This window comes from Leuconostoc mesenteroides subsp. mesenteroides ATCC 8293, from assembly GCF_000014445.1.
Taxonomy (GTDB): Bacteria; Bacillota; Bacilli; order Lactobacillales; family Lactobacillaceae; genus Leuconostoc; species Leuconostoc mesenteroides.
Map to the genome: position 1 here is coordinate 1,863,711 of NC_008531.1, position 19,245 is coordinate 1,882,955.

Annotated in this window: 22 protein-coding genes, 1 tRNA gene and 1 riboswitch; of the genes, 17 read left to right on the forward strand and 6 right to left on the reverse strand. The window is 34.8% G+C overall.

The features are described 5' to 3' along the window. Positions 1-7 precede the first annotated feature (7 nt). Positions 8-2,755, reverse strand: coding sequence for a YhgE/Pip domain-containing protein (locus LEUM_RS09210; RefSeq protein ID WP_011680448.1), 2,748 nt, complete (start codon positions 2,753-2,755; stop codon positions 8-10). 123 nt (positions 2,756-2,878) lie between these two features. Here LEUM_RS09210 and LEUM_RS09215 point away from each other — a divergent pair, with 123 nt between their 5' ends. After that, entirely contained in the window at positions 2,879-3,496 is a 618-nt protein-coding gene (locus LEUM_RS09215) for a TetR/AcrR family transcriptional regulator (RefSeq protein ID WP_010292026.1), read from the forward strand. Between the two features lie 144 nt (positions 3,497-3,640). Here the strand turns inward: LEUM_RS09215 and LEUM_RS09220 are convergent, their stop codons facing one another. Continuing rightward, complete coding sequence (locus LEUM_RS09220; RefSeq protein ID WP_011680449.1) at positions 3,641-5,002, reverse strand: aminotransferase-like domain-containing protein; 1,362 nt, start codon at positions 5,000-5,002, stop codon at positions 3,641-3,643. A 198-nt stretch (positions 5,003-5,200) separates the two neighbouring features. Here LEUM_RS09220 and LEUM_RS09225 point away from each other — a divergent pair, with 198 nt between their 5' ends. After that, positions 5,201-6,139 (forward strand): multidrug resistance efflux transporter family protein, encoded by a 939-nt coding sequence (locus LEUM_RS09225; protein ID WP_011680450.1) that lies wholly within the window; start codon positions 5,201-5,203, stop codon positions 6,137-6,139. Positions 6,140-6,200: 61 nt separating this feature from the next. Here LEUM_RS09225 and LEUM_RS09230 read toward each other — a convergent pair whose 3' ends face one another. Then, complete coding sequence (locus tag LEUM_RS09230) at positions 6,201-7,817, reverse strand: leucine-rich repeat protein (protein ID WP_011680451.1); 1,617 nt, start codon at positions 7,815-7,817, stop codon at positions 6,201-6,203. Positions 7,818-8,220: 403 nt separating this feature from the next. On the opposite strand from LEUM_RS09230, the gene LEUM_RS09235 reads away from it, so the two are divergent. The 4 genes from LEUM_RS09235 to LEUM_RS09250 all read left to right on the forward strand — a co-directional run bounded on the left by LEUM_RS09235 (position 8,221) and on the right by LEUM_RS09250 (position 11,012). Continuing rightward, positions 8,221-8,769 carry a GNAT family N-acetyltransferase gene (locus LEUM_RS09235; RefSeq protein WP_011680452.1) on the forward strand — a complete coding sequence of 183 codons (549 nt, stop codon included), beginning with the start codon at positions 8,221-8,223 and terminating at the stop codon, positions 8,767-8,769. A gap of 342 nt (positions 8,770-9,111) precedes the next feature. Then, positions 9,112-9,720 carry a TetR/AcrR family transcriptional regulator gene (locus LEUM_RS09240; protein ID WP_011680453.1) on the forward strand — a complete coding sequence of 203 codons (609 nt, stop codon included), beginning with the start codon at positions 9,112-9,114 and terminating at the stop codon, positions 9,718-9,720. A gap of 178 nt (positions 9,721-9,898) precedes the next feature. Then, positions 9,899-10,402 carry a DNA topology modulation protein gene (locus LEUM_RS09245; protein ID WP_011680454.1) on the forward strand — a complete coding sequence of 168 codons (504 nt, stop codon included), beginning with the start codon at positions 9,899-9,901 and terminating at the stop codon, positions 10,400-10,402. Positions 10,403-10,496: 94 nt separating this feature from the next. Continuing rightward, positions 10,497-11,012, forward strand: coding sequence for a ClbS/DfsB family four-helix bundle protein (locus LEUM_RS09250; RefSeq protein WP_010292976.1), 516 nt, complete (start codon positions 10,497-10,499; stop codon positions 11,010-11,012). Positions 11,013-11,062: 50 nt separating this feature from the next. Here LEUM_RS09250 and LEUM_RS09255 read toward each other — a convergent pair whose 3' ends face one another. Further along, positions 11,063-12,232 carry a DUF2075 domain-containing protein gene (locus LEUM_RS09255; protein ID WP_011680455.1) on the reverse strand — a complete coding sequence of 390 codons (1,170 nt, stop codon included), beginning with the start codon at positions 12,230-12,232 and terminating at the stop codon, positions 11,063-11,065. A 309-nt stretch (positions 12,233-12,541) separates the two neighbouring features. Here LEUM_RS09255 and LEUM_RS09260 point away from each other — a divergent pair, with 309 nt between their 5' ends. The 10 genes from LEUM_RS09260 to LEUM_RS09300 all read left to right on the forward strand — a co-directional run bounded on the left by LEUM_RS09260 (position 12,542) and on the right by LEUM_RS09300 (position 17,170). Next, a complete protein-coding gene (locus LEUM_RS09260; RefSeq protein WP_011680456.1) occupies positions 12,542-13,081 on the forward strand; it encodes a GNAT family N-acetyltransferase in 540 nt (179 codons plus the stop codon). A gap of 79 nt (positions 13,082-13,160) precedes the next feature. After that, entirely contained in the window at positions 13,161-13,502 is a 342-nt protein-coding gene (locus LEUM_RS09265; RefSeq protein WP_011680457.1) for a hypothetical protein, read from the forward strand. A gap of 98 nt (positions 13,503-13,600) precedes the next feature. Further along, on the forward strand, positions 13,601-14,101 hold the full coding sequence (locus tag LEUM_RS09270) for a tetratricopeptide repeat protein (RefSeq protein WP_011680458.1): 501 nt from the start codon (positions 13,601-13,603) through the stop codon (positions 14,099-14,101). Positions 14,102-14,235: 134 nt separating this feature from the next. Then, the gene (locus LEUM_RS09275) at positions 14,236-14,811 is read left to right on the forward strand and encodes a DUF4352 domain-containing protein (protein ID WP_011680459.1); all 576 of its coding nucleotides are present in this window, start codon (positions 14,236-14,238) and stop codon (positions 14,809-14,811) included. A 267-nt stretch (positions 14,812-15,078) separates the two neighbouring features. After that, the gene (locus LEUM_RS10765) at positions 15,079-15,231 is read left to right on the forward strand and encodes a hypothetical protein (RefSeq protein ID WP_010286061.1); all 153 of its coding nucleotides are present in this window, start codon (positions 15,079-15,081) and stop codon (positions 15,229-15,231) included. A gap of 112 nt (positions 15,232-15,343) precedes the next feature. Then, a complete protein-coding gene (locus LEUM_RS09280) occupies positions 15,344-15,577 on the forward strand; it encodes a hypothetical protein (protein ID WP_011680460.1) in 234 nt (77 codons plus the stop codon). 83 nt (positions 15,578-15,660) lie between these two features. After that, positions 15,661-15,936, forward strand: a complete 276-nt coding sequence (locus LEUM_RS09285) for a hypothetical protein (protein ID WP_010286066.1) — start codon at positions 15,661-15,663, stop codon at positions 15,934-15,936. A gap of 323 nt (positions 15,937-16,259) precedes the next feature. Then, entirely contained in the window at positions 16,260-16,418 is a 159-nt protein-coding gene (locus LEUM_RS10770; RefSeq protein WP_010286068.1) for a hypothetical protein, read from the forward strand. Positions 16,419-16,480: 62 nt separating this feature from the next. Continuing rightward, on the forward strand, positions 16,481-16,720 hold the full coding sequence (locus LEUM_RS09295) for a hypothetical protein (protein WP_011680462.1): 240 nt from the start codon (positions 16,481-16,483) through the stop codon (positions 16,718-16,720). Positions 16,721-16,828: 108 nt separating this feature from the next. After that, positions 16,829-17,170: a hypothetical protein gene (locus LEUM_RS09300; RefSeq protein WP_010281030.1), complete on the forward strand. Its 342-nt coding sequence runs from the start codon at positions 16,829-16,831 to the stop codon at positions 17,168-17,170. A 136-nt stretch (positions 17,171-17,306) separates the two neighbouring features. Here LEUM_RS09300 and LEUM_RS09305 read toward each other — a convergent pair whose 3' ends face one another. Further along, positions 17,307-18,113, reverse strand: coding sequence for an MBL fold metallo-hydrolase (locus tag LEUM_RS09305; protein WP_011680463.1), 807 nt, complete (start codon positions 18,111-18,113; stop codon positions 17,307-17,309). A gap of 248 nt (positions 18,114-18,361) precedes the next feature. After that, a riboswitch (guanidine-I (ykkC/yxkD leader) is annotated at positions 18,362-18,461 on the forward strand. Between the two features lie 53 nt (positions 18,462-18,514). Between LEUM_RS09305 and LEUM_RS09310 the strand changes: the two genes are divergently transcribed. Continuing rightward, on the forward strand, positions 18,515-18,886 hold the full coding sequence (locus LEUM_RS09310) for an ACT domain-containing protein (protein WP_010285994.1): 372 nt from the start codon (positions 18,515-18,517) through the stop codon (positions 18,884-18,886). A gap of 102 nt (positions 18,887-18,988) precedes the next feature. Here LEUM_RS09310 and LEUM_RS09315 read toward each other — a convergent pair. After that, positions 18,989-19,076, reverse strand: a tRNA-Ser gene (locus LEUM_RS09315). Positions 19,077-19,245 lie beyond the last annotated feature (169 nt).

Here is a 19,245-nt window from a genome sequence, read left to right on the forward strand (position 1 = left end):
TAAAATATTAACTGTGCTTATAATTAATCTTCTTGATTTTTAATTGCTTGAACATATAGAAACCAATCATAATCAATGTAAAGGCAACAAATATGCCAAACATAACCATCACATCACTTTTAGCGGATCCACCAATCATCAACGTTTCTCGCAGTGCATTGACTGAATAAGTCATTGGCAAATATGGGTGTATGGCTTCAAAGAAACCATTTGACAATTGAATTGGATATGTTCCTGCGGAACCACCTAATTGAATAACCATCAAAATCATTGCCAGGAATGAACCAACTTTACCAAACCACAAGTTAAGGGATGTTACGACATTAATAAAGGTAAATGATACCAGAATCAGTACCCAGAAAGTTGCGACATAGTGAACTGGTTTGATGCCAATCATACTAATAGAAACAAAGTACATAATTGCTGCTTGCAGAAATGCGAATGGATAAAGCACAGACATTTTGCTTGCCCACCAACTAATAGCCTTTTTAGGATACTTTAGAGGTGTCACTAAATCAAACATCAAGTTAAAGGCAACGGCACCAACGAACAGTGCCACTGACAACATATAAGGTGCCATAGCTGTACCATTATTAGGAACTTTGTCTTTTTCCACATGCTTGGTGCTTGCTGGGGTAGCTAATTGATTATAGGTTAACTTATTTGAGTTAATTTTATTAACTTTGTTGTTTGCTTGACCTAGCTTGTCAGCAAGCGTTGCATTCCCATCTTTAACTTTCGTCAGCCCATCACCAAGTTGTGCTGAACCATCAGCCAACTTAGCACTGCCGTCTGCTATCTTTGTGGCACCACTAGCTAATTGAGTCGACCCGCTTAACAACTTGCTGTTATTAGCAGCCAATTTATCCAGTCCTGACGTTAACTGACTACTTCCTGACGATAACTTTGACGTTGCTGAACCTAAAGCAGGCATCTTTTCATTTAGTGATGATAAGCCGCTGCTAATTTTTTGGGATCCAGCATTTAACTTATCACTGTTTTGTGACAACTTTTGGGTACCATCGCTCAGCTTAGAACTACCGCTAGCTAAGCTTTCAATACCACTAGTGAGTGAGGGTACATTCGTATTAAGTTGTTCAAGCCCCTCTTGTAGCTGTGTTGAACCACTAATTAACTGTGCTGATTTCCCGCTCAGTTGTGACAGCCCACTAGTTAATTTTGTTGCCCCAGTACTTAATTGCGCAGTTGAATCACCGACCTTATTAAGTGAGCCAACCAAACTGCTTATGCCACCATACAGCGTTTTTGTATCGTCACTAGTCCCATAACTAGTGTTTAGTGTATTCACAGCTGCTTTTAACTGTGACATACTTGTGTTACTTGATTTAATTAATGTGGTTAAGTTAGTCTGTAATTCACTTAAATTTGTTGTTGCTGATTTGAGTGAATCATTAATGTCATCTGTTGGTAATAGTGCCGTTTCTAATGCACTGACTTGCGTGTCAGTTAGCTTTTGTGTTTTAGCCACAGATTCGATTTTGCTTTGCGTACCGCTGATATAATCGCTAATCGTAGTAACGTTTGCTGCAAGACTACTCATACTACTTGTTAATTTAGTAATTTGCTCAGTATTTTGATTACTGTTGTCCAACGAGGTCTTCAACTGGTTCAAGCCTGTCTGAAAACTTTGCAGCCCTGTTTGCAATTGCGTCATTTTGTTTTTGGCGTCGTCACTATTTAAAGCTTCATTCATTTGTGTCAAGCCATCGGAAACTTTTTGGCTTCCTTTATACGCTTCGTCTGTTCCGGTTGTGTATGCACTAACGCCTTTGGTCAAAGAACTCGATCCGTTAGTTAATTTATTCACCCCAGTAGCTAAATTACTACTACCACGAGCTAATTTTTGCGCACCAGTATTAAGAGCATTGGCACCAGTATTGAGTTGACTCACACCTGCTGTATATTGCTGCAAACCACTGTTTAAACTCGATGATCCTGTAGATAATTGTGAAACACCATTACTTAACGTAGGCATTTTTTCACCTAATTGTCCCAAACCAGCAGTTAACTTTGAGCTTCCTGCATCAAGTTGACTCACACCACTAAAGTATTGTGATAACCCGTCTGTCAGTGTATTCGTACCATTACTGAAAGTTAAACCACTTGAAGCAAGTGTCCGTAGATTTGTTGTGACCGTCTGATTTCCAGATTGTAATTGTTCAGTTCCATCTACTAACTTTTTGTTACCGTTAGCCGCTGTGCCCATACCATTGCCTAACGTTTTAATTTGTTTAAACAATGTCTCAGCATAGGTCTTTGTCACTTGTTTGGAAATTGTGTTTGTAATGCTTTCAGCCGCTGATTTTGAAAACTTTCCAGCGATAAAACTGTGCCCTGAGCTTGTTGTATAGTGAATTAACATCTTTTTGGGATGCGCGTCCAGTAATGTTGTCGCATTTTTAGAAAAGTTCTTTGGAATTGTCATGACCATATAGTACTTGCCATTGGACAATCCTTTTTTAGCTTCTTTTTGCGATGGAAAACTAAACTTCATCGCATCTGAATCCGCTAAATTATCTTTTAACTTAGCTCCTACTGCTAATTTATTTCCTTGGTAATGCACAGATTTGTCTTCATTGATAACTGCCACGGGCAAATCTTTAATTTTGCCATATGGATCCCACATCGATTTCAGAAACCCAATCGCATAAATTGACGGAATCAACACAATAGCAATTAGAACAACCACCATAAATTTATTTTTCCATATTTTTTTCCATTCTATTCCGAGCATGTTACTCCCCTTTTTTTAACAACGTGTTGCTTTTTTTGTAGCTATAGTTTATATTAGCATTGGTTATATATAAATCAATGTACAAGTACTAAGGGATTTGTCTAATTTTATGAGGAGAATAGTATGAATCGGCAGGAAAAAAATAAATTAACACAGCAACGAATTATGGACGCTTTCGTGAAATTAGTGAGCGAAAAAGGCTTCAATAACTTAACCGTCTCCAACATCACACGAACAGCAAAACTAAGTCGTGGCACTTTTTATATTTATTATCTTGATAAATACGATGTATTAGAAAAAATTGAGACCTATTTACTAACTAATATGGAAAAACTAATGCAAATTAATATAGATAAGACAATATCTTGGCTAGACGATGTTGATAATAATAAACTATCGGCTGAGTTAGATACCTATTCACCGTATCGTAGTTTCATTCAGTCTTTTGATTTTCTCGATAAAAACCGTTTTACGCTTAAGACACTCCTCTCTAAGAATGGTGATTCACAATTTGTTTACAAGTTACGTCATTTGATTGATGAACAAATTGACTCACATTACAAAAATATTTTTAAAGATGGTAATGAAGTTATTCCCAGTGACTATACACATGATCTATTAATTAGTTCGCTCATTAGCATTATTGGTCATTGGTTACAAAAAGATGACCCTGAATCTCCAGCTGAAATTGCCGAAATTTTGATTAGAAGTCGTATACTGGCTGCTTACCAGGTAAAATAATTTTTGTAACACAAATCAAGTCTCAGTCATTTTTCCCTAAAGTGACAATGACACCGCAATTAATAAAACAAAGAGAATATGTGACTAGCATATTCTCTTTGTTTTATCTTTATTTTTTCAAAATCAATGACACGAATTATAAGCTTAGCTCGACGAAATCGTACGTTTAATGGTTAGCAACAGTTTTTCTAGTTTTACTAAATCATTAATGGCAGTTATCGATACTCTAATAAAATAGTCGTTATTTGATTTCCAACCACCTGCTTGAAACTGCGGGCTGTACAATACATGTATTCCTAGCTTGTCCAGACGCTCTTTCACTTGTTTAATATTAATTGCAGAATCTATCTTAACCCATTGAAATGGACTCAACGGCGCCTTTGTTTCAAAGACGTTCTCAAATAAAGTTAAACTAGTTTTTATCTGCTTCATTTGGCTATCAATTATCTTTAAAACAAAGTCATGGTTAATTAAATACTTAATAATTTCAAAATCTAAGGTTGGTTCCTGTAAATTAAGATTTGTGAATGAATGCTTTATTTTCTGCTCAAACTTTTTATCAAACAATACCAGCGCTACGCGAATTCCTGGAGCAACTATTTTAGAGAAACTAGATAAGTAGATTGTATGACTCGGTGCCAAGTTAATTATGGCTTTCGTTTTTTCAACATCCAAGTATCGTAAGTAATCATCTTCGATGATTAAAAAATTATGGCTAATGCTTAGCGCTGCTAACTTTTCGCGCCGCGTAATAGACATGGCAACATTAGTGGGATTCGACCGAAAAGGCATGACATAAACACCTGCAACCATATGCGTTGTCAACATATTTTCCAACTGATCAAGCTTCATCCCCTCGTCATCTTGTGAAATTGACAATAACTTAATATGTAACGTTTTAGCTAATTCAATAAAATTAGAATATGTGAAGTCATCCACAACTATAGTGTCTGAAGGTTTGAATAAAGCTGTTAAAATGATGGCGAGTGCGTTCTGCCCGCCATTTGTTATTAGACTGACCATATCGTCAGATACATCTATTTTTAAATATTCAAACCATTTTTGTGTTGCCCCAGCATAACTTTCATCTAAGGATGAATTTGTGAAATACCGTAGTAACTTTTTAACGGGAATATTTTTAATAGCTTCTTTCACATAAAATTCTGCTGAACTATTTTCAACTGAAGTTACATTCAAAATACCTAAATCATTTACGCCTTCTTTTCCTTGAATAGTATGATCAGAAATGCCATTAGGCGATATAAAAGTACCTCGCCCTTTTTCGGTATATAATAAGCCATTTTTCAAGCCAAGATCATAGGCATGTGTCACTGTGGTGAAGTGAATATCCAAAAAATATGACAATTCACGTTGCGAGGGTAACTGATCGTGTGGCTTAAGGACACCTGTCAGAATATCATCATATAAGGATTGATAAATACTTTTATAGAAAGGTTTCTCAAGTGGTAACTTGCTCGGTACCCATGACAATTCATAATCATTCACCCCGTTCAGCCTCCTAAATAAAATTTATCAACATCAACACCTGTAACCACTAAAATATCTGTTCATTAAAAATCAGTATACACTAATCTATGCACAATAAAAATTATATGGCATACAATTTTTTTATTGTATGCTTATTTAATTGCTGGTAGCCTTATACTTATAAATTTGTCCATTGAGAGAGTGAGGTTACATTGAATGATGAATAAGTTATCAAAGAGTGTGCAAGCAATTATATTAGGCGTGATAGCGGCTTTTTTCTTCTCTCTTACATTTATATTTAATGAAGTTATTGCTAATAAAAATGGGTTTTGGCTCTGGTCTGCCTCCTTACGATATTTATGGATGCTGCCAATGCTTGCTTTGATATTCATTCCATTGGGCGGATCCTTTAGGCGAGTTAACCAATCAATACGCAAACAGCCTCTATCTTGGTGGGTCTGGAGCCACTTCTGTTTTGTTCTATTTTATGTTCCGTTATGCCTAGCTAGTACTTATCTACCTGGTTGGCTAATCGCCAGTGTTTGGCAGGTAACTATTGTTTGTGGTGTTTTAACAACGCCTTTACTAAATATCGGTAAGCCTTCAAAAAAAATTCCTTTTCCTTGGCAAAGTTTACCTTGGATGTTCATTATTCTTTTAGGTGTCTTCCTAACTATCCTCCAGTACTTGGGTGCCATTCGCATTTCTAACCAAATATACTTATCAATACTAGCGATAGTGGTTGCGGCTATTTGTTATCCACTTGGGAACCGAAAAGTTATGATGACTGCGCCAAAAGTTACCGGTCTCGAAAGAATGTGGGGCATGCTACTGTGTACCTACCCAACATGGATTTTCTTGGCGTTTGTTAGTTTCTATATTAGTGGTGCCCCTAGTGCCAAAACAATGGTGTCTACTCTTTTAGTGGCACTATTTTCTGGTATTATAGCGACCGCTATATTTTTTCATGCAACTTCCTTAGTATTCCGAGAAATCAAATCGTTATCGAAGGTTGAAGCTACTCAAGCGATGGAACTCGTTTTTTCCATCCTATTAAGTGCAATCTTTCTCCATCACCCCTTCTCACTCAGTTGGGAACTCGTAGGTGTCCTAGTAATTATAGTAGGCATACTAGGAATTAGTTTGCGTAAGTAATCTTCCCTAGTTATCAACCACAGCACTTTTTTATCAAAGCGCAATAGTAAACGATGGCGTTTTAGTTCAACATATAGCCGCTATTCGAATCAAAATAGTGGACACTACCGTCCTTGAACTTGATAGAATAGCCCTTTACTTGTGTACCATCAGATTTAAAATAATAGGTATGTCCGTCAATAATCTGCTCACCTGTTAAAGGTACCCCATTGCTGTCTAAGTACTTCCAAGTGCCATCATTCATTTCTACAAAACGATTCTTAATCGTACTAGTTGCTTGCGACTGATTAGTATCAGTTATACTAAAAGGATATAATACGGCTGAAAAACTTTTTTCAGAATTTGTACTATTAATTGTAGCAGTTAGTTCTGTTGCACGTGTACTGCTAATTAAGTTACCCGCAAAACATCCAGAACCAACCCTTTGAATATTAGATGGTAATATTATATTTGTCATTTGATTATCAATGAAGGTACCATCCCCCATTGTTTTCAAAGTGTTTGGCAAATTGATACTAGTAAGCTGATTACTAGCAAACACAAAATCATTCAATGCTGTCAGACTATTATTTGGTAAGTTAACTTTTGCTATATTGTTTGACGCAAATGCGTACCAGCCAATACCTGATATATCAGCATTTAAGCTGTTTGGTAAAGTTAATGTGTTTGAAATTTGGTTATCATAGAAAGCAAAGTTACCAATCTGTTTCAGATTTGTTGTTTTGGAGAAATCTACGCCCGTAATGCCTAGTGATTTAAACGCGTTAGCAGCAACCTTTGTCACATTCGTGGGAATAACAATAGTTTTACCAAGTGTGGCGACTCCTGATTTAACACCTGTCACTATTGTTGAATTATTGCGATCATAAGTAAAACTTTGTGGGTTGCTTATGCTACCAGATACCCCTTTCCCATAAGATTGATGCTTCAATGCATATTGCTTAGCAGCGGCATCCGCTTGTCCAGTATTTTGTCCAAAAGTTTCATAACCATACCAGCGAACCGGATGATTACCGCTACTATCTAATACGTTATTGGGCAACACCGCAACATGTGAGGCTTGATTTCCATAGAAGGCTCCGGAGCCAACACTTAAGCTATTCGTATTTTTTATCGTTGTTAGATCAACCGTCTTTAAGCGATCACCGGCAAATGTCCAATCACCAATTGATGTAATTGTTGCTGGAAAGGTGACCGATGTCAGATTAGGATTTTTGGCAAAGGCGCCATCGTTAATATGTGTCACACACCTAGCAAACGTGACTGAGCTGATCGCGTTGTCATAGAAAATATACCATCCTAAATTATTATCATTTAGATTAGGATACTGCACAGCTGTTAAACGATTTTTAGCAAAAGCAAAATCTCCGATAGATTTTAGGTTAGTTGCTGAACTAAAATCAACACTCGCAATGCCTTGATTATAAAAAGCAGTGCTAGCAATACTGGTAACATTATTCGGAATCACAACCTTTGCACCTGTATGTTGTGATGAATTGTCCGAAAAACCATACAAGACTCCATTTTTTATTTTGAGAGACGGCTGTGGTACACCATCAGCATGAATGATCGTGCTATTGATACACAATGCACCACCAACAATCAACATAATAAACATCATTCTAATCAAAAAATATTTGCTCCCAGTTTCTCTAACCGCGTCATCGTTATACATCATACATTGATTCCTCCTCTACCCATTCCGTACTGCAATAAAACTCCTTCACAACATGTTTTACGATAGAAAACTGACTAAGCACTGTTAAAGCAAAATACAACATCACATAATCAGAATTTTCTTATATCTGCTTTTATTATAAATCACATTATTCATCAATACATCTTTCAGCAATTGATAGGTTAATAATATATTAAATTAATATATTTTAATCTGTTGCTATATTTGGTATCATTAAAATATATTAAATACGAACGTGCAACAACTTATTCACGTTAAAAGGTGTTGACAATATGGAGTCGCATATGATTGCAAATAAAAATAACTAATCTGCATCACGTTTGAATTGTTGATGCAGATCATAAAGCTCATGACAATTTAAAGAAGAGAGATCAAAGCAGACATGTTTATAGGAAAAAAAGTAAAACTATCACACTATCATGACGGCGACGGTAAAAAATTTGCTGAATGGCAGTGGGATGATGCGTTCAATAACCCATTATCAGATGATATGATTCACCCCCATACTGCTGAGGACTGGGAAAATATATTTAGACGTTCATCTAAAAGCAAAGAAAATGTTGAATTTACTGTTAGAAAAACAGAGAATAATGAATTGGTCGGATTTGTTGCCTTGTTTGACCTCAACATACGCAATCATACTGGCGAATTAGCGATTGGTTTTCCTAAAAAGGAAGATCGTTTAAAAGGTTATGGATCTGAAACCTTGAGCTTAATCTTAGATTATGGTTTTAACAATTTGAATATGCATAAAATTAAGCTCACCGTCTATCCATTTAACACACCAGCCGTGAAAGCCTACAAAAAGAATGGATTTACCAAAGAAGGTACCTTTAAAAACGAAGTCTTCTATGATGGAAAATGGGTCGATATTGACCATTACGCCATCTTCCAAAATGACTGGTATACTTCCCAAAATGAGTATCAATGATAATCATGGATAAAAAACGCGAAATAACATAATGTTATCCCGCGTTTTTTCTATCTCATTATAAATATCGCAATTCAGCGTTAATACATCTTAACACCAAATTTTTTTGTTGTGATACAACTGCTAAACTACTTTTTTGAACAATTTTCCCTTTACTTATCATTGTTTATTCGCGGCCTGACAACACCAACATTTAAAGCAAGCAATTACTTGCATGCTTTAAATGTTGGTGTTATGATAACTCTTGGTAACACATCAAATAGGTTTTATTCAGATACCAAATACTTAAACTTACTTACAACGAACTTTTGATTTTTGATACTTATGGAAAAGGATATACGCATGAATAGACAAGATAAGAAAAACTTGACCAGAACAAAGATTACCACAGTGTTTATAAGTCTAGTCCACCAAAAAGGTTTTACTAATACAACGATATCAGATATTACTCAACAAGCTGGCCTCAGCCGTGGTACGTTCTATGTATATTTTCTGGATAAATATGATCTCTTGGAGAAAGTAGAAAATAATTTATTAAAACACATTGAAACACTCTCCACCATAACAATTAGTAAAACAGTTTCTTGGCTAGACAATCCCTCAGATGATATACTATCTACGCCCTCCTCACCATATTTTAGTTTGATTAATATTTTCAATTATCTGGGTAATAACCGCTTTTTCTTTCAAACCCTGCTATCCGAAAACGGTGATAAACAATTTATTTACAAAATGAACTGCCTTCTCGACCAATTGTTTAAAAAGCTATACACAAATACTAGTGACCATATATTGCAAGCCTTACCAAGTGACTACACAATTGAGTTATTGACCAGTAGCCTTGTCAGTATCATTGATCATTGGTTACAAAAAGCTAATCCTGAAACGCCAAGCGATGTAGCAAAAATTTTAATTCAAAGCCGATTATTTGCTGTTTATCAACCAGCATAATTAGAATTTTCTTTTCCTATACTACAGTGACTCATAAAAAGCTGAGCTCCACTTTTACTAATTCTATATTCGCTTTTGATGACCTCTAATTTTCATCACAGTTGATTTTTTCTCCCAACAATGTCATTTATATTTGATCGTTTTAAAGTTATAATAGTAAGCAATGTGAGGGGAAATCATGAAAAGAGTTTTATTAATTGGCTCAGGCGGTGCTGGAAAATCAACGTTAGCACGCAAAATGAGCAAACAACTAAACATTACAGCTTTTCACTTAGATAAGTTGTTGTGGAAACCGAATTGGCAAATGACGCCAAAACCTGAACAAGCCATCATTGTTAACAATTTAGTGCGTCAAGATAGCTGGATTATTGACGGTAATTATAATGGCACACTAGATATTAGAGTTGCTGCTGCCGATACCATTGTATTCTTGGATAGAAGTCGATTTGTATGTATCTATCAAGTTTTTAAACGTCTTCTGCAGTATAGAGGTACCTCACGTCCAGATATGCAAGACGATTGCCCGGAAAAAATTGATTGGGATTTTCTCAAGTGGATTTGGCAATTTCCCAATAAACAAAAAGTTATAATCATGAACATGTTTGAAACGATAGATCAATCTAAAAATATTGTTATCTTAAAAAACAAAAAACAGATAGAAAAATTTTTGGATCAATTATAAGTTTTACAAAAAACGTACAAATATATGTAATCAAAACAAATGTTGAATCAGGTCGCTCAAATAATCCATCATACTTTAGAAAGAACGCTATCCGATGAAATCATATGAAAGCAAGGCCGCATTAAACGAGGCCATCAAAACCAATTATAAAAAGTACATTGATGAATTTACAAATATTCCAAATTCACTTAGCAATAAACGGATACAAAATGTTGCTCGCACACCAAGCGAAAATATTTCATACCAGTTAGGATGGATTACCGCCTTATTGAACTGGGAAAAAGATGAAATAGCTGGTCAAGATGTCTTTGTGCCAGCAAAGGGTTATACATGGAATAATTTAGGCGGACTCTATCAATCATTTTATGATGATTATGCTGACCTTTCTCTTGAAGAACAGATCAACTTACTAAACAGACGTGTTATTGAACTTTGTGAACTTGTAAGTTCTTTACCAGATGACATTTTATTTGAGCCCAATAAGCGAAAGTGGGCAACTACTCCAGCCCAATGGCCAGTATGGAAATGGATTCACATCAACTCGGTAGCACCTTTTAAAACTTTTAGAACCAAGATTCGTAAGTGGAAAAAATTAGCATTGATTAAATAAACAAAAAGCCATGATAACATATATGTTATCATGGCTTTTTTTACTATAATTTAACGTTCATTTTGATACAAATCAACCAACCGTTGCCTTAGTTGATCATCATAAGCTGTTAAATACATACCATATTTGCCACGCTTAATTAAAACATTCAAAACATTAGCAATAAAATCTTGATATTCTTTGCTTGTAAATTTGATGTCCTTGCGCTTCTTAAAAATCTCTTTATGTGAGTATTTTTCTGGCAAAATAGTCATGCTATCGGTTTTGTCATCATAGCCAAATGATGGACCAATGATCATGCCCACGTAATTTAAATCAAATCCTTGTAACGTATAAATTGTGCCTACTTGTGTAATAGACGATTCACGTTTAGCCCAGTGTGTACGTTGTGGATCCCATTCATCCCAAGGTAAAGAAAAGGTGTCCATCTCAACATTGTGACGCCCATTGATGCGTGGAAATCCAGAAGTTGCGACTACACGACTCAACCCAACTTCGCGATTTTTAGCTTTAACTTCCTCATATAAATCCCCTGCTGTTGAGAATACTTTAAAGTCAAAATCACTATTACGAGGAAAAGGAATCAATGGCTTTTGTGCTGTTAAGTCATCCATCCATTGTACCTGTTCTGAACTAGCAACCATACGATATTGAAAATCCATATCAAATTGTCGGTATGGATGACTACCAACGGTCTGACGTAATAAATCTTGTGACCAGTACATTTTAGATTGAAAAACTTGTGCAAAATCATAGACCACCACAACAACTTTGGCTAAGTTCATTAAATCTGTGAGCTGGTTCTCACCTCGATAGTGTGCATAAGGCTCTGGTTTTGAATATAATAAATGTGCCTCATCTACGAAAATAACATCATATTTCCAATTGTTTTTCTGGGCACGATTAATGAGTGCTGTGGGACGTAAGATATCCTTTTCTTTCATGCCGGGAATATCATGGGCAAGGTCTTGATAAGCTTTAAATAATTCGGGATGATTAACAACTAACGCGGTTTTATAACGTTTATTCGTCATATATTTTGTGACTAAATTCATTAAAACAACTGATTTACCCGTGCCGGCAGCCCCTTGAATAACCGCCACAGCATGCTGATTCCCTTTAATGCTCTTGTTGATATAACTGTTTATATTTGTAATGGTTTCTTTCTGGTTATCAGATAATTGATCAATCATGAACTGATCTTTTAAAATTTTATTCATTGCGATTCACTCCTATTGTATTTATTATACAGACTTAGTAAGGAAACATCAGATTTTATTGTTATTCCCATCAGCTTCATCATGTTAACATTTATTTAAGGTTTTTCTAATAGTATTTGTGTCCTTTTACTATTTGATACTATATAAGCAAAGTAAACTGTTCCAAATACCAACGTGCAAATACTTATCCACGATAAAAGATGTATCAACGGAGTTGCATTATGACTGCAAGTAAGATGAACTAGGCCGCATATTTCTTTAATTGTTTATAGGAAACTCACTAATGCATATTAAAGAAAAGAGAAAAACATGTTTATAGGTAACAATGTAAAACTATCGCATTACCACGAAGAAGATGGGAAAAAGTTAGCTAGTTGGCAATGGGACGAAGATTTTGTAACGCCGTTAGCTAGTGATATGATTCACCCTTATACCGCGGAAGATTGGGAAAAAATATTTAGGGATGCTTCCAACAGCTACGAAAATGTTGAATTTACTATTCGAAAAGTTAGTGATGATAGTTTAGTTGGGTTTGTCGATCTATCTGATATCAGTGTACGCAATCATTCCTGCGAACTTGGGATTGGCTTCCCCAAAAAGGAAGACCGATCAAAGGGATATGGCACCGAAGCTCTATCCCTAATATTGAGTTACGGTTTTAATAATCTCAATATGCACAAAATTAAGCTCTCAGTATACCCCTTCAACATTGGCGCTGTAAAAGCCTACACTAAAGCGGGATTCGTCAAGGAAGGCACAGCCAAAAATGAAATTTTTTACAACGGCAAATGGGTTGATATAGACTATTATGCGATTTTCCAAGAAGACTGGTATGCAAGGCAACAATAAAAAATAAAAGCACTCATTGAGTGCATACATAAACAAGTTAACGTGTATGACTCACGTTAAAAGAATTAGGAGAATGATTATGGATGAGAATGGTAAAATTGTACCTGTTGAGATTAAAGGTTGGAACTGGGGCGCCTTCATGTATAACATATTTTGGGGAATTGGTAACAAAACTTATTTACCTTTACTATGCCTAATCCCTTTATTTAATTTCATTTGGATCTTTGTTTGTGGATTTAAAGGCAATGAATGGGCCTGGCAAAAAGGTGATTACACAGACGTCGAAACATTTAAAGCTGTCCAGGCCACATGGAATCGTGCTGGATTGGTGCAGTTTATTTTGACAATCGCCATATTAGTACTATACTTTTTACTTTTCGTGGTTCTTTTCTCATCAGTCTTAAATCAAAATAACTATTAGTAGTCTCATCCTATTTGATGTGCTTGCACAGAGAAAAATCAACAACAAATTTTAAACCCGTCAATAACTCGTTTGAAATTTATAGGAACTGAAATCAAATGATGACCACTCAAGACAATATTCTTTTAAAATCCGCAATAAAAATGAGACATGAAAAAGAATTTAAGGCGTCCAACCGTATCTTAAAAAAATTAGATGCCAAATATCCGCTTAATGCCAATATTCAATATCAATATGCTTGGAGCTTCGATATTCTTGGACAAGAAAGAGAAGCTGTCCCTCACTACTATGCAGCCATTGATAACAATGGGCTAGAATCTGTCGATTTAGAAAACGCCTACTTAGGTTTAGGTAGTACTCTACGATCAATAGGTTCTTATGATGAATCATTAGATATTTTATCAAAAGGTACGGAATTATTTCCAACAAATAATGCTTTAAAAGTTTTCAAAGGGATGACACTCTATAATTTAAAACGCTTTAAAGAATCCTCAACAATTTTACTGCAATGTCTTATTGAGACAAGTGAAGACACTGATATTAAATCATATGCTAAGGCGCTAGGTCTATACTCACAAGATCTAGACCAGACATTTTAAATAATTATCAAGCATCGCAATTAAAAAAGCCTTAATGGGAACAAAGCATGAAAATAAAACTGGTAAATAGCTGCTGTTCCATTACAAATAACTTGCTGCTTTAATGCGCATATAAAATGCAAAGAAGAAAAAATATGAGCAGAAAAAATATAAAAACACGTTCCAAAAATAAAAGTTTTTATCAAAGTATTTGGATTACCACGCTAATAATAGTAATTGTCGTCATTATTGGCTTTTGGCAAGTTTATACTAGGTATTCTGGTGATTTGGTTAAAAAAGTTGATACAACCTCATCCAAAAACACTTTAAAACCGCAGTCAATTTTTAAAGTTGGTGAGACAGCAGAATATAAAGATATTCAGTTTAAAGTAAATGACTTCAGTTTCATAGATGGTTACCCCAAAATTGATAAATTAGCTGCTGGAAATCAATTTGTTGTTGTCAATATGACCATTACCAATAACAGTAATAAAAAATTTGATTATGATTCATACTTTTTTCACCTTGATGACAATGGTAAACAAACAGATACAACGGAGTCTCCTTACAACGTAACTGCTTCTTTAGACAGCGGCACTTTGCGTCAAGGTGAATCAACGACGGGAAACCTTGTGGGACAAGCAAATACAAATCATCAACTAAGGTTAATTTACCAACAAGATACTAATCTTAACAAAGGAAGAATAACTTTTAAACTGAATCAGGAATAAGGTTTAAAACTGAAAGTAAAAAACAGCTCACCTTTCCCTTGCTACTCTGACTACGTATCAAGTGGACTATATTAAAACACTAATAAATATCGTCCAGCACAACGCTATAATTAGTTTTAATGCCTATGCATTAAAACTTCTTGCTTGACCTCTACTTTGACGAGAAAACAGAAAGATATAGCAAAATTTATGACTTCATGGCGTACTTCGTTATACCTGCGTCACTCGAGAGTGCTGTTTTGAAAACATATAACTTAGGAGTATTTTATGGATTTATTAACAACGTTCCCAATGGCTATGAGTGGACTAACATTTTTAATACTAAGTAAAGATAAGAAAAGTAAAAAGTATCGTGTGGCGGGAATAATGATGTTATTGGCAAGTTTCATTAGCTTTGTGACTTACTTTGTCTATAAATAGAAATCCCCCTACCATCAGTATGTGACTTAAAACGAAAAAAACTGCTTATTTTAACAAGGGGATAAACTCTATGTGTCGCTTCCCTATTGCATAACAGCGGGGGAATAACAATATGCAAAAAGCCACTATTTTTAGAATAATTGCCACAGTAGGAATTTTAGGAACAGTCCTATATGAAATTGTGACTAATACCAACACGTTATATATAAAAATTGTCCAAGCAGTTTTTATGGTAATACTATGGACTGCTCTTGCGGTTGATAGATACCAACATAATAAATCGAAGAGAGAACTAAAAAAAGATTTATTTTTAGTGGGGTGTTTGCATTACCAAGCATTGCAATAATATCCTTTTTTAGATAATTAGCCTAGCCATATTAGCAAATACTACGTGCAGAACCACGTTAAAAGCGTAATTGGGGATTAAGGATGACAAAACATAAACAAGAATTAAAGACGCAAATAGTAGCTTATGGTTGGCAACTATTTATACCTGAAAATACAATCGTTATGGATAATGACCAGGGTAACATAGCCATTGAGGATAGTTCTGATAATTTTAGGGGTGGACCATTTATAGTGTTAAAAGTTAGCGAAAATGAAGTTACAGTAGAATCTAGCGGCATCTTTGACCAAGGCGTCTCAATTACGTTAGACAAAAAGATTGTCATTAAACGTCGTCCTGACATTGAAATTAATGATTAAGTGACCTCTAAATAAAAAGTATTCACAGAGTACTTACATACCGCAGAATAAATTAGGAGCATTATTATAATGAAAAGAACTACACTCTGGTTAAGTATTACATTGCTGATTGCTTTACTAACGATCTATACAGTCTACCAAAATGGGCTTGACTTTAGTTTTTCTCTAACCATATCTAAAAATGCGGCTTCAGCAAATGGCTCAATGGCGTTTTTATTTACTTTGCTGACTATTTTTAGTGGCATAAAATATCTAACGTGTAGATTTACTAAATAAGCACTCACAGAGTGCTTACATACATTAAAATTAATTGGGGATGAGACATGAAAACACAACTGATAAATGGTTACTGGACAGCTACGAGTTTTACAGATAAATTAAACACTGCTTTGGCTCAACTAGAAGCGGACGGGCACGAAATCGTTGAAGTACAATATAAAACGCCCGTAGTCTTCTATTCTGCTATAGTAATTTACAAATAATGTACTCACAGAGTACGTATATACGTGCAGAACCACGTTAAAAGTATAATTGGGGATGACATATGACAAAACAACCATTTAAAATGATGAAAACTATAGGTGCGGTTGCCCTGATTGTAATGGCATTGCTGAATTATGCCAACTTTCAGTTTAACTATACAAAATACAGCGCTCTTATTGTGACATTAATGATGCTGGCTCTTGGATTTCAGAGCTACAGTGAGAAGAAAAAATTCAATTCAGATATTGCTTTTGTCACGATTGCTGGCCTAGCGACGTTATATATTTTTTTCGTTAACTAGAGCATTAAAGGGAATGAAATTATGAAACAAAGGGACGTACCTTTTCGATAAATATAAAAAAGTGGTGTAATTTCAAACAAGTTAGCTGATGACATTGACGAGATTCATATGCTCATCATTGCTAACTCCGTCAACAAAATAGAAGATAAAAATAAAGAAAGAGAAAATGTAAATATGGAAAACATAAATATACACAGCAAAATGTTTCAATATAGAGCAGCGCTTTTTGTAATTGCTATTTCTTTTATTGTAGCCAATTTTACATATCCGAATAATATCTATATTCAGCGCTCAATGCCATTGTTACTAGCATTTATGCTTATTTCATACGCTGTTGAGAGATTTAGAGAGAAAAAATGGTTACCTTTTTCAGCTTACGCATTGGTTAGCCTGCTCAATATTTTTCAGGTTAGCCAAGAACTATATCGCCATTTATATATTTATAAATAATAACCAAATCTCCAAATACTAGTTGGGGGCTTTTCGCTTTATAAAACAAAAGTGATTTAATGGCATGCTTTTGACTCGCTAATTCACAGTGTCAGCAAATAAATAATAATAAGTTAAAACACGCTCTCTCATTATTTTATATATTGACTTCTAATCCAACTCCGACCTCTTCAACAGTAATAAATTGATTTATATATGCCTTAGCTTTAAAAGAAACACAGTGACTCGGATATAGTTGTGCAATATTATTATTTTGAAAATAATCAACAGTTTTTTCTAATCGTTCATCTAGGTCAAACAAATGAAAGCCACCAATGATACCAAGTATTTTATTGGTACCTGTAACTTTCTTAGCATGCTCACAAATATTGCAAATGCCGCTATGGGAACATCCTGTGATAATAAATAGCCCTTCATCTGTTTCATAAGCCATCGCTGTATCATCCATTACATAATCGTCTTCCCATTGGTTATTAACAAAATATTCTCCTATGGCTTCTCGCTCTTCAAAAGCAGTATACTGACCTATTTCTCCTAAGTACCAAATTTTATTTGTTAATTTAATTGGTTCCTTTTGTAAGTTCAAATCAAACTTATTTGATACCCATTCCGTACTTTTGGGAGACCCGATATCTAATTTCTCATATCGCTTTGAATTCAAAAAAAGTGGATGTGCATAAACTGACTTACCAAAAAGTCCTGATGATTTTGATAAAAAACTCATACCACGTGTATGATCATTGTGTCCGTGCGAAAAAACAATTTTAGTCATTTCACTTAGATTAATACCCTTGATTTTTGCATTCTGCAAAAATATGTCGCTGTACCCCATATCAAAAAGTATTTTTTCATCTTGATCTTCTATTAGCATAGATAAAGCGGGCTCACCGAAATAATATTCATCAATAAATGTGTTATTGTCTACCAAAATGTTTATCTTCATTGCTCTCTTCCAATCTTTTATCTTTAATACTTTACTATACAGACTAAATTATTTTTTAAAAGTGCAAATCAGTAAATTTAATATATTGTAAAAATCAGTGATATTCTTTTACTATCAATATTGACAAGTTAGTTAAACATTTATATAATAATGTTTCAAATTCAAAAATTACCTATATAAATATTTTTAATTTTATCTAAAGATTCCCATTCTAAATTGCCTAATAAAAATAGTTAGTTTATTATTAATCTATAGTTTTCTAGGGTTCCGCTATAATAATAGGTCTGGTCCAAGAGAAAACATACAATGATTACATTGTACACACGGACGGATAAAAGCCTAGGAGATATTTCTTAACGAAATATTTCCTAGGCTTTTTAATTTACTAAGGAGAATACACTATGGAATTAATACTTTTGCCAGAACAACTCTCGGTTTTTCAAATCGAATCATTGGAACAATTGGATTTATCAATGAAGCCTCTGTTTATTGGCTCTACTGCAGATGAGCTTTCTATCGTTGCTCCAACAAAGAGTGTGCCAACAAAAACAATAAACCAAGAAGATGGTTGGCGCGCATTAAAAATCAATGGTGTTTTAGATTTCAGTTTAGTTGGCATTTTATCTAAGATAGCAACTTTGTTAACCGAAATTGACGTCAGCATATTTGCAATATCAACGTACGATACTGATTATATTTTAATAAAAGAAACAAATCTCTCTAATTCAATAGACTGTCTGCGTCAAAACCAATATGTAGTTTCAGAAAAATAAGTAACGCAAAATAGCTCACAATCAAAAATCAATAAAATACTGCATTTTTACATAAAAAAAGCGTTGCACCAAGATCTTGGTGCAACGCCATGAAATGCTAAATGGAGAAGAAGGGATTCGAACCCTCGCACGCTTTAACACGTCTACACCCTTAGCAAGGGCGCCTCTTCAGCCGCTTGAGTACTTCTCCATAACAATAACTAATATACCAGAATTTAGAATGGATAGCAATACCCAAAATGCCGTCAACACTGCTTTTTGCGCTCAATAAACAGTTCATGAGCGAAGACTCATAGTACTGTCATAATTACCGTATTTCAATGCCATGGTTTTCCATGAAAGATTGCTTTAGTAGTTTT

Excerpts from the sequence above, each read along its gene's own strand:
- LEUM_RS09230 (WP_011680451.1), bottom strand. The coding sequence starts at position 7,817 with ATGATGTATAACGATGACGCGGTTAGAGAAACTGGGAGCAAATATTTT.
- LEUM_RS09235 (WP_011680452.1), top strand. The coding sequence starts at position 8,221 with ATGTTTATAGGAAAAAAAGTAAAACTATCACACTATCATGACGGCGAC.
- LEUM_RS09240 (WP_011680453.1), top strand. The coding sequence starts at position 9,112 with ATGAATAGACAAGATAAGAAAAACTTGACCAGAACAAAGATTACCACA.
- LEUM_RS09285 (WP_010286066.1), top strand. The coding sequence starts at position 15,661 with ATGACAAAACATAAACAAGAATTAAAGACGCAAATAGTAGCTTATGGT.
- LEUM_RS09305 (WP_011680463.1), bottom strand. The coding sequence starts at position 18,113 with ATGAAGATAAACATTTTGGTAGACAATAACACATTTATTGATGAATAT.
- LEUM_RS09215 (WP_010292026.1), top strand. The coding sequence starts at position 2,879 with ATGAATCGGCAGGAAAAAAATAAATTAACACAGCAACGAATTATGGAC.
- LEUM_RS09210 (WP_011680448.1), bottom strand. The coding sequence starts at position 2,755 with ATGCTCGGAATAGAATGGAAAAAAATATGGAAAAATAAATTTATGGTG.
- LEUM_RS09225 (WP_011680450.1), top strand. The coding sequence starts at position 5,201 with ATGATGAATAAGTTATCAAAGAGTGTGCAAGCAATTATATTAGGCGTG.
- LEUM_RS09245 (WP_011680454.1), top strand. The coding sequence starts at position 9,899 with ATGAAAAGAGTTTTATTAATTGGCTCAGGCGGTGCTGGAAAATCAACG.
- LEUM_RS10770 (WP_010286068.1), top strand. The coding sequence starts at position 16,260 with ATGAAAACACAACTGATAAATGGTTACTGGACAGCTACGAGTTTTACA.
- LEUM_RS09270 (WP_011680458.1), top strand. The coding sequence starts at position 13,601 with ATGATGACCACTCAAGACAATATTCTTTTAAAATCCGCAATAAAAATG.
- LEUM_RS09300 (WP_010281030.1), top strand. The coding sequence starts at position 16,829 with ATGCTCATCATTGCTAACTCCGTCAACAAAATAGAAGATAAAAATAAA.
- LEUM_RS09260 (WP_011680456.1), top strand. The coding sequence starts at position 12,542 with ATGTTTATAGGTAACAATGTAAAACTATCGCATTACCACGAAGAAGAT.
- LEUM_RS09255 (WP_011680455.1), bottom strand. The coding sequence starts at position 12,232 with ATGAATAAAATTTTAAAAGATCAGTTCATGATTGATCAATTATCTGAT.
- LEUM_RS10765 (WP_010286061.1), top strand. The coding sequence starts at position 15,079 with ATGGATTTATTAACAACGTTCCCAATGGCTATGAGTGGACTAACATTT.
- LEUM_RS09265 (WP_011680457.1), top strand. The coding sequence starts at position 13,161 with ATGGATGAGAATGGTAAAATTGTACCTGTTGAGATTAAAGGTTGGAAC.
- LEUM_RS09280 (WP_011680460.1), top strand. The coding sequence starts at position 15,344 with ATGCAAAAAGCCACTATTTTTAGAATAATTGCCACAGTAGGAATTTTA.
- LEUM_RS09250 (WP_010292976.1), top strand. The coding sequence starts at position 10,497 with ATGAAATCATATGAAAGCAAGGCCGCATTAAACGAGGCCATCAAAACC.
- LEUM_RS09310 (WP_010285994.1), top strand. The coding sequence starts at position 18,515 with ATGGAATTAATACTTTTGCCAGAACAACTCTCGGTTTTTCAAATCGAA.
- LEUM_RS09275 (WP_011680459.1), top strand. The coding sequence starts at position 14,236 with ATGAGCAGAAAAAATATAAAAACACGTTCCAAAAATAAAAGTTTTTAT.
- LEUM_RS09295 (WP_011680462.1), top strand. The coding sequence starts at position 16,481 with ATGACAAAACAACCATTTAAAATGATGAAAACTATAGGTGCGGTTGCC.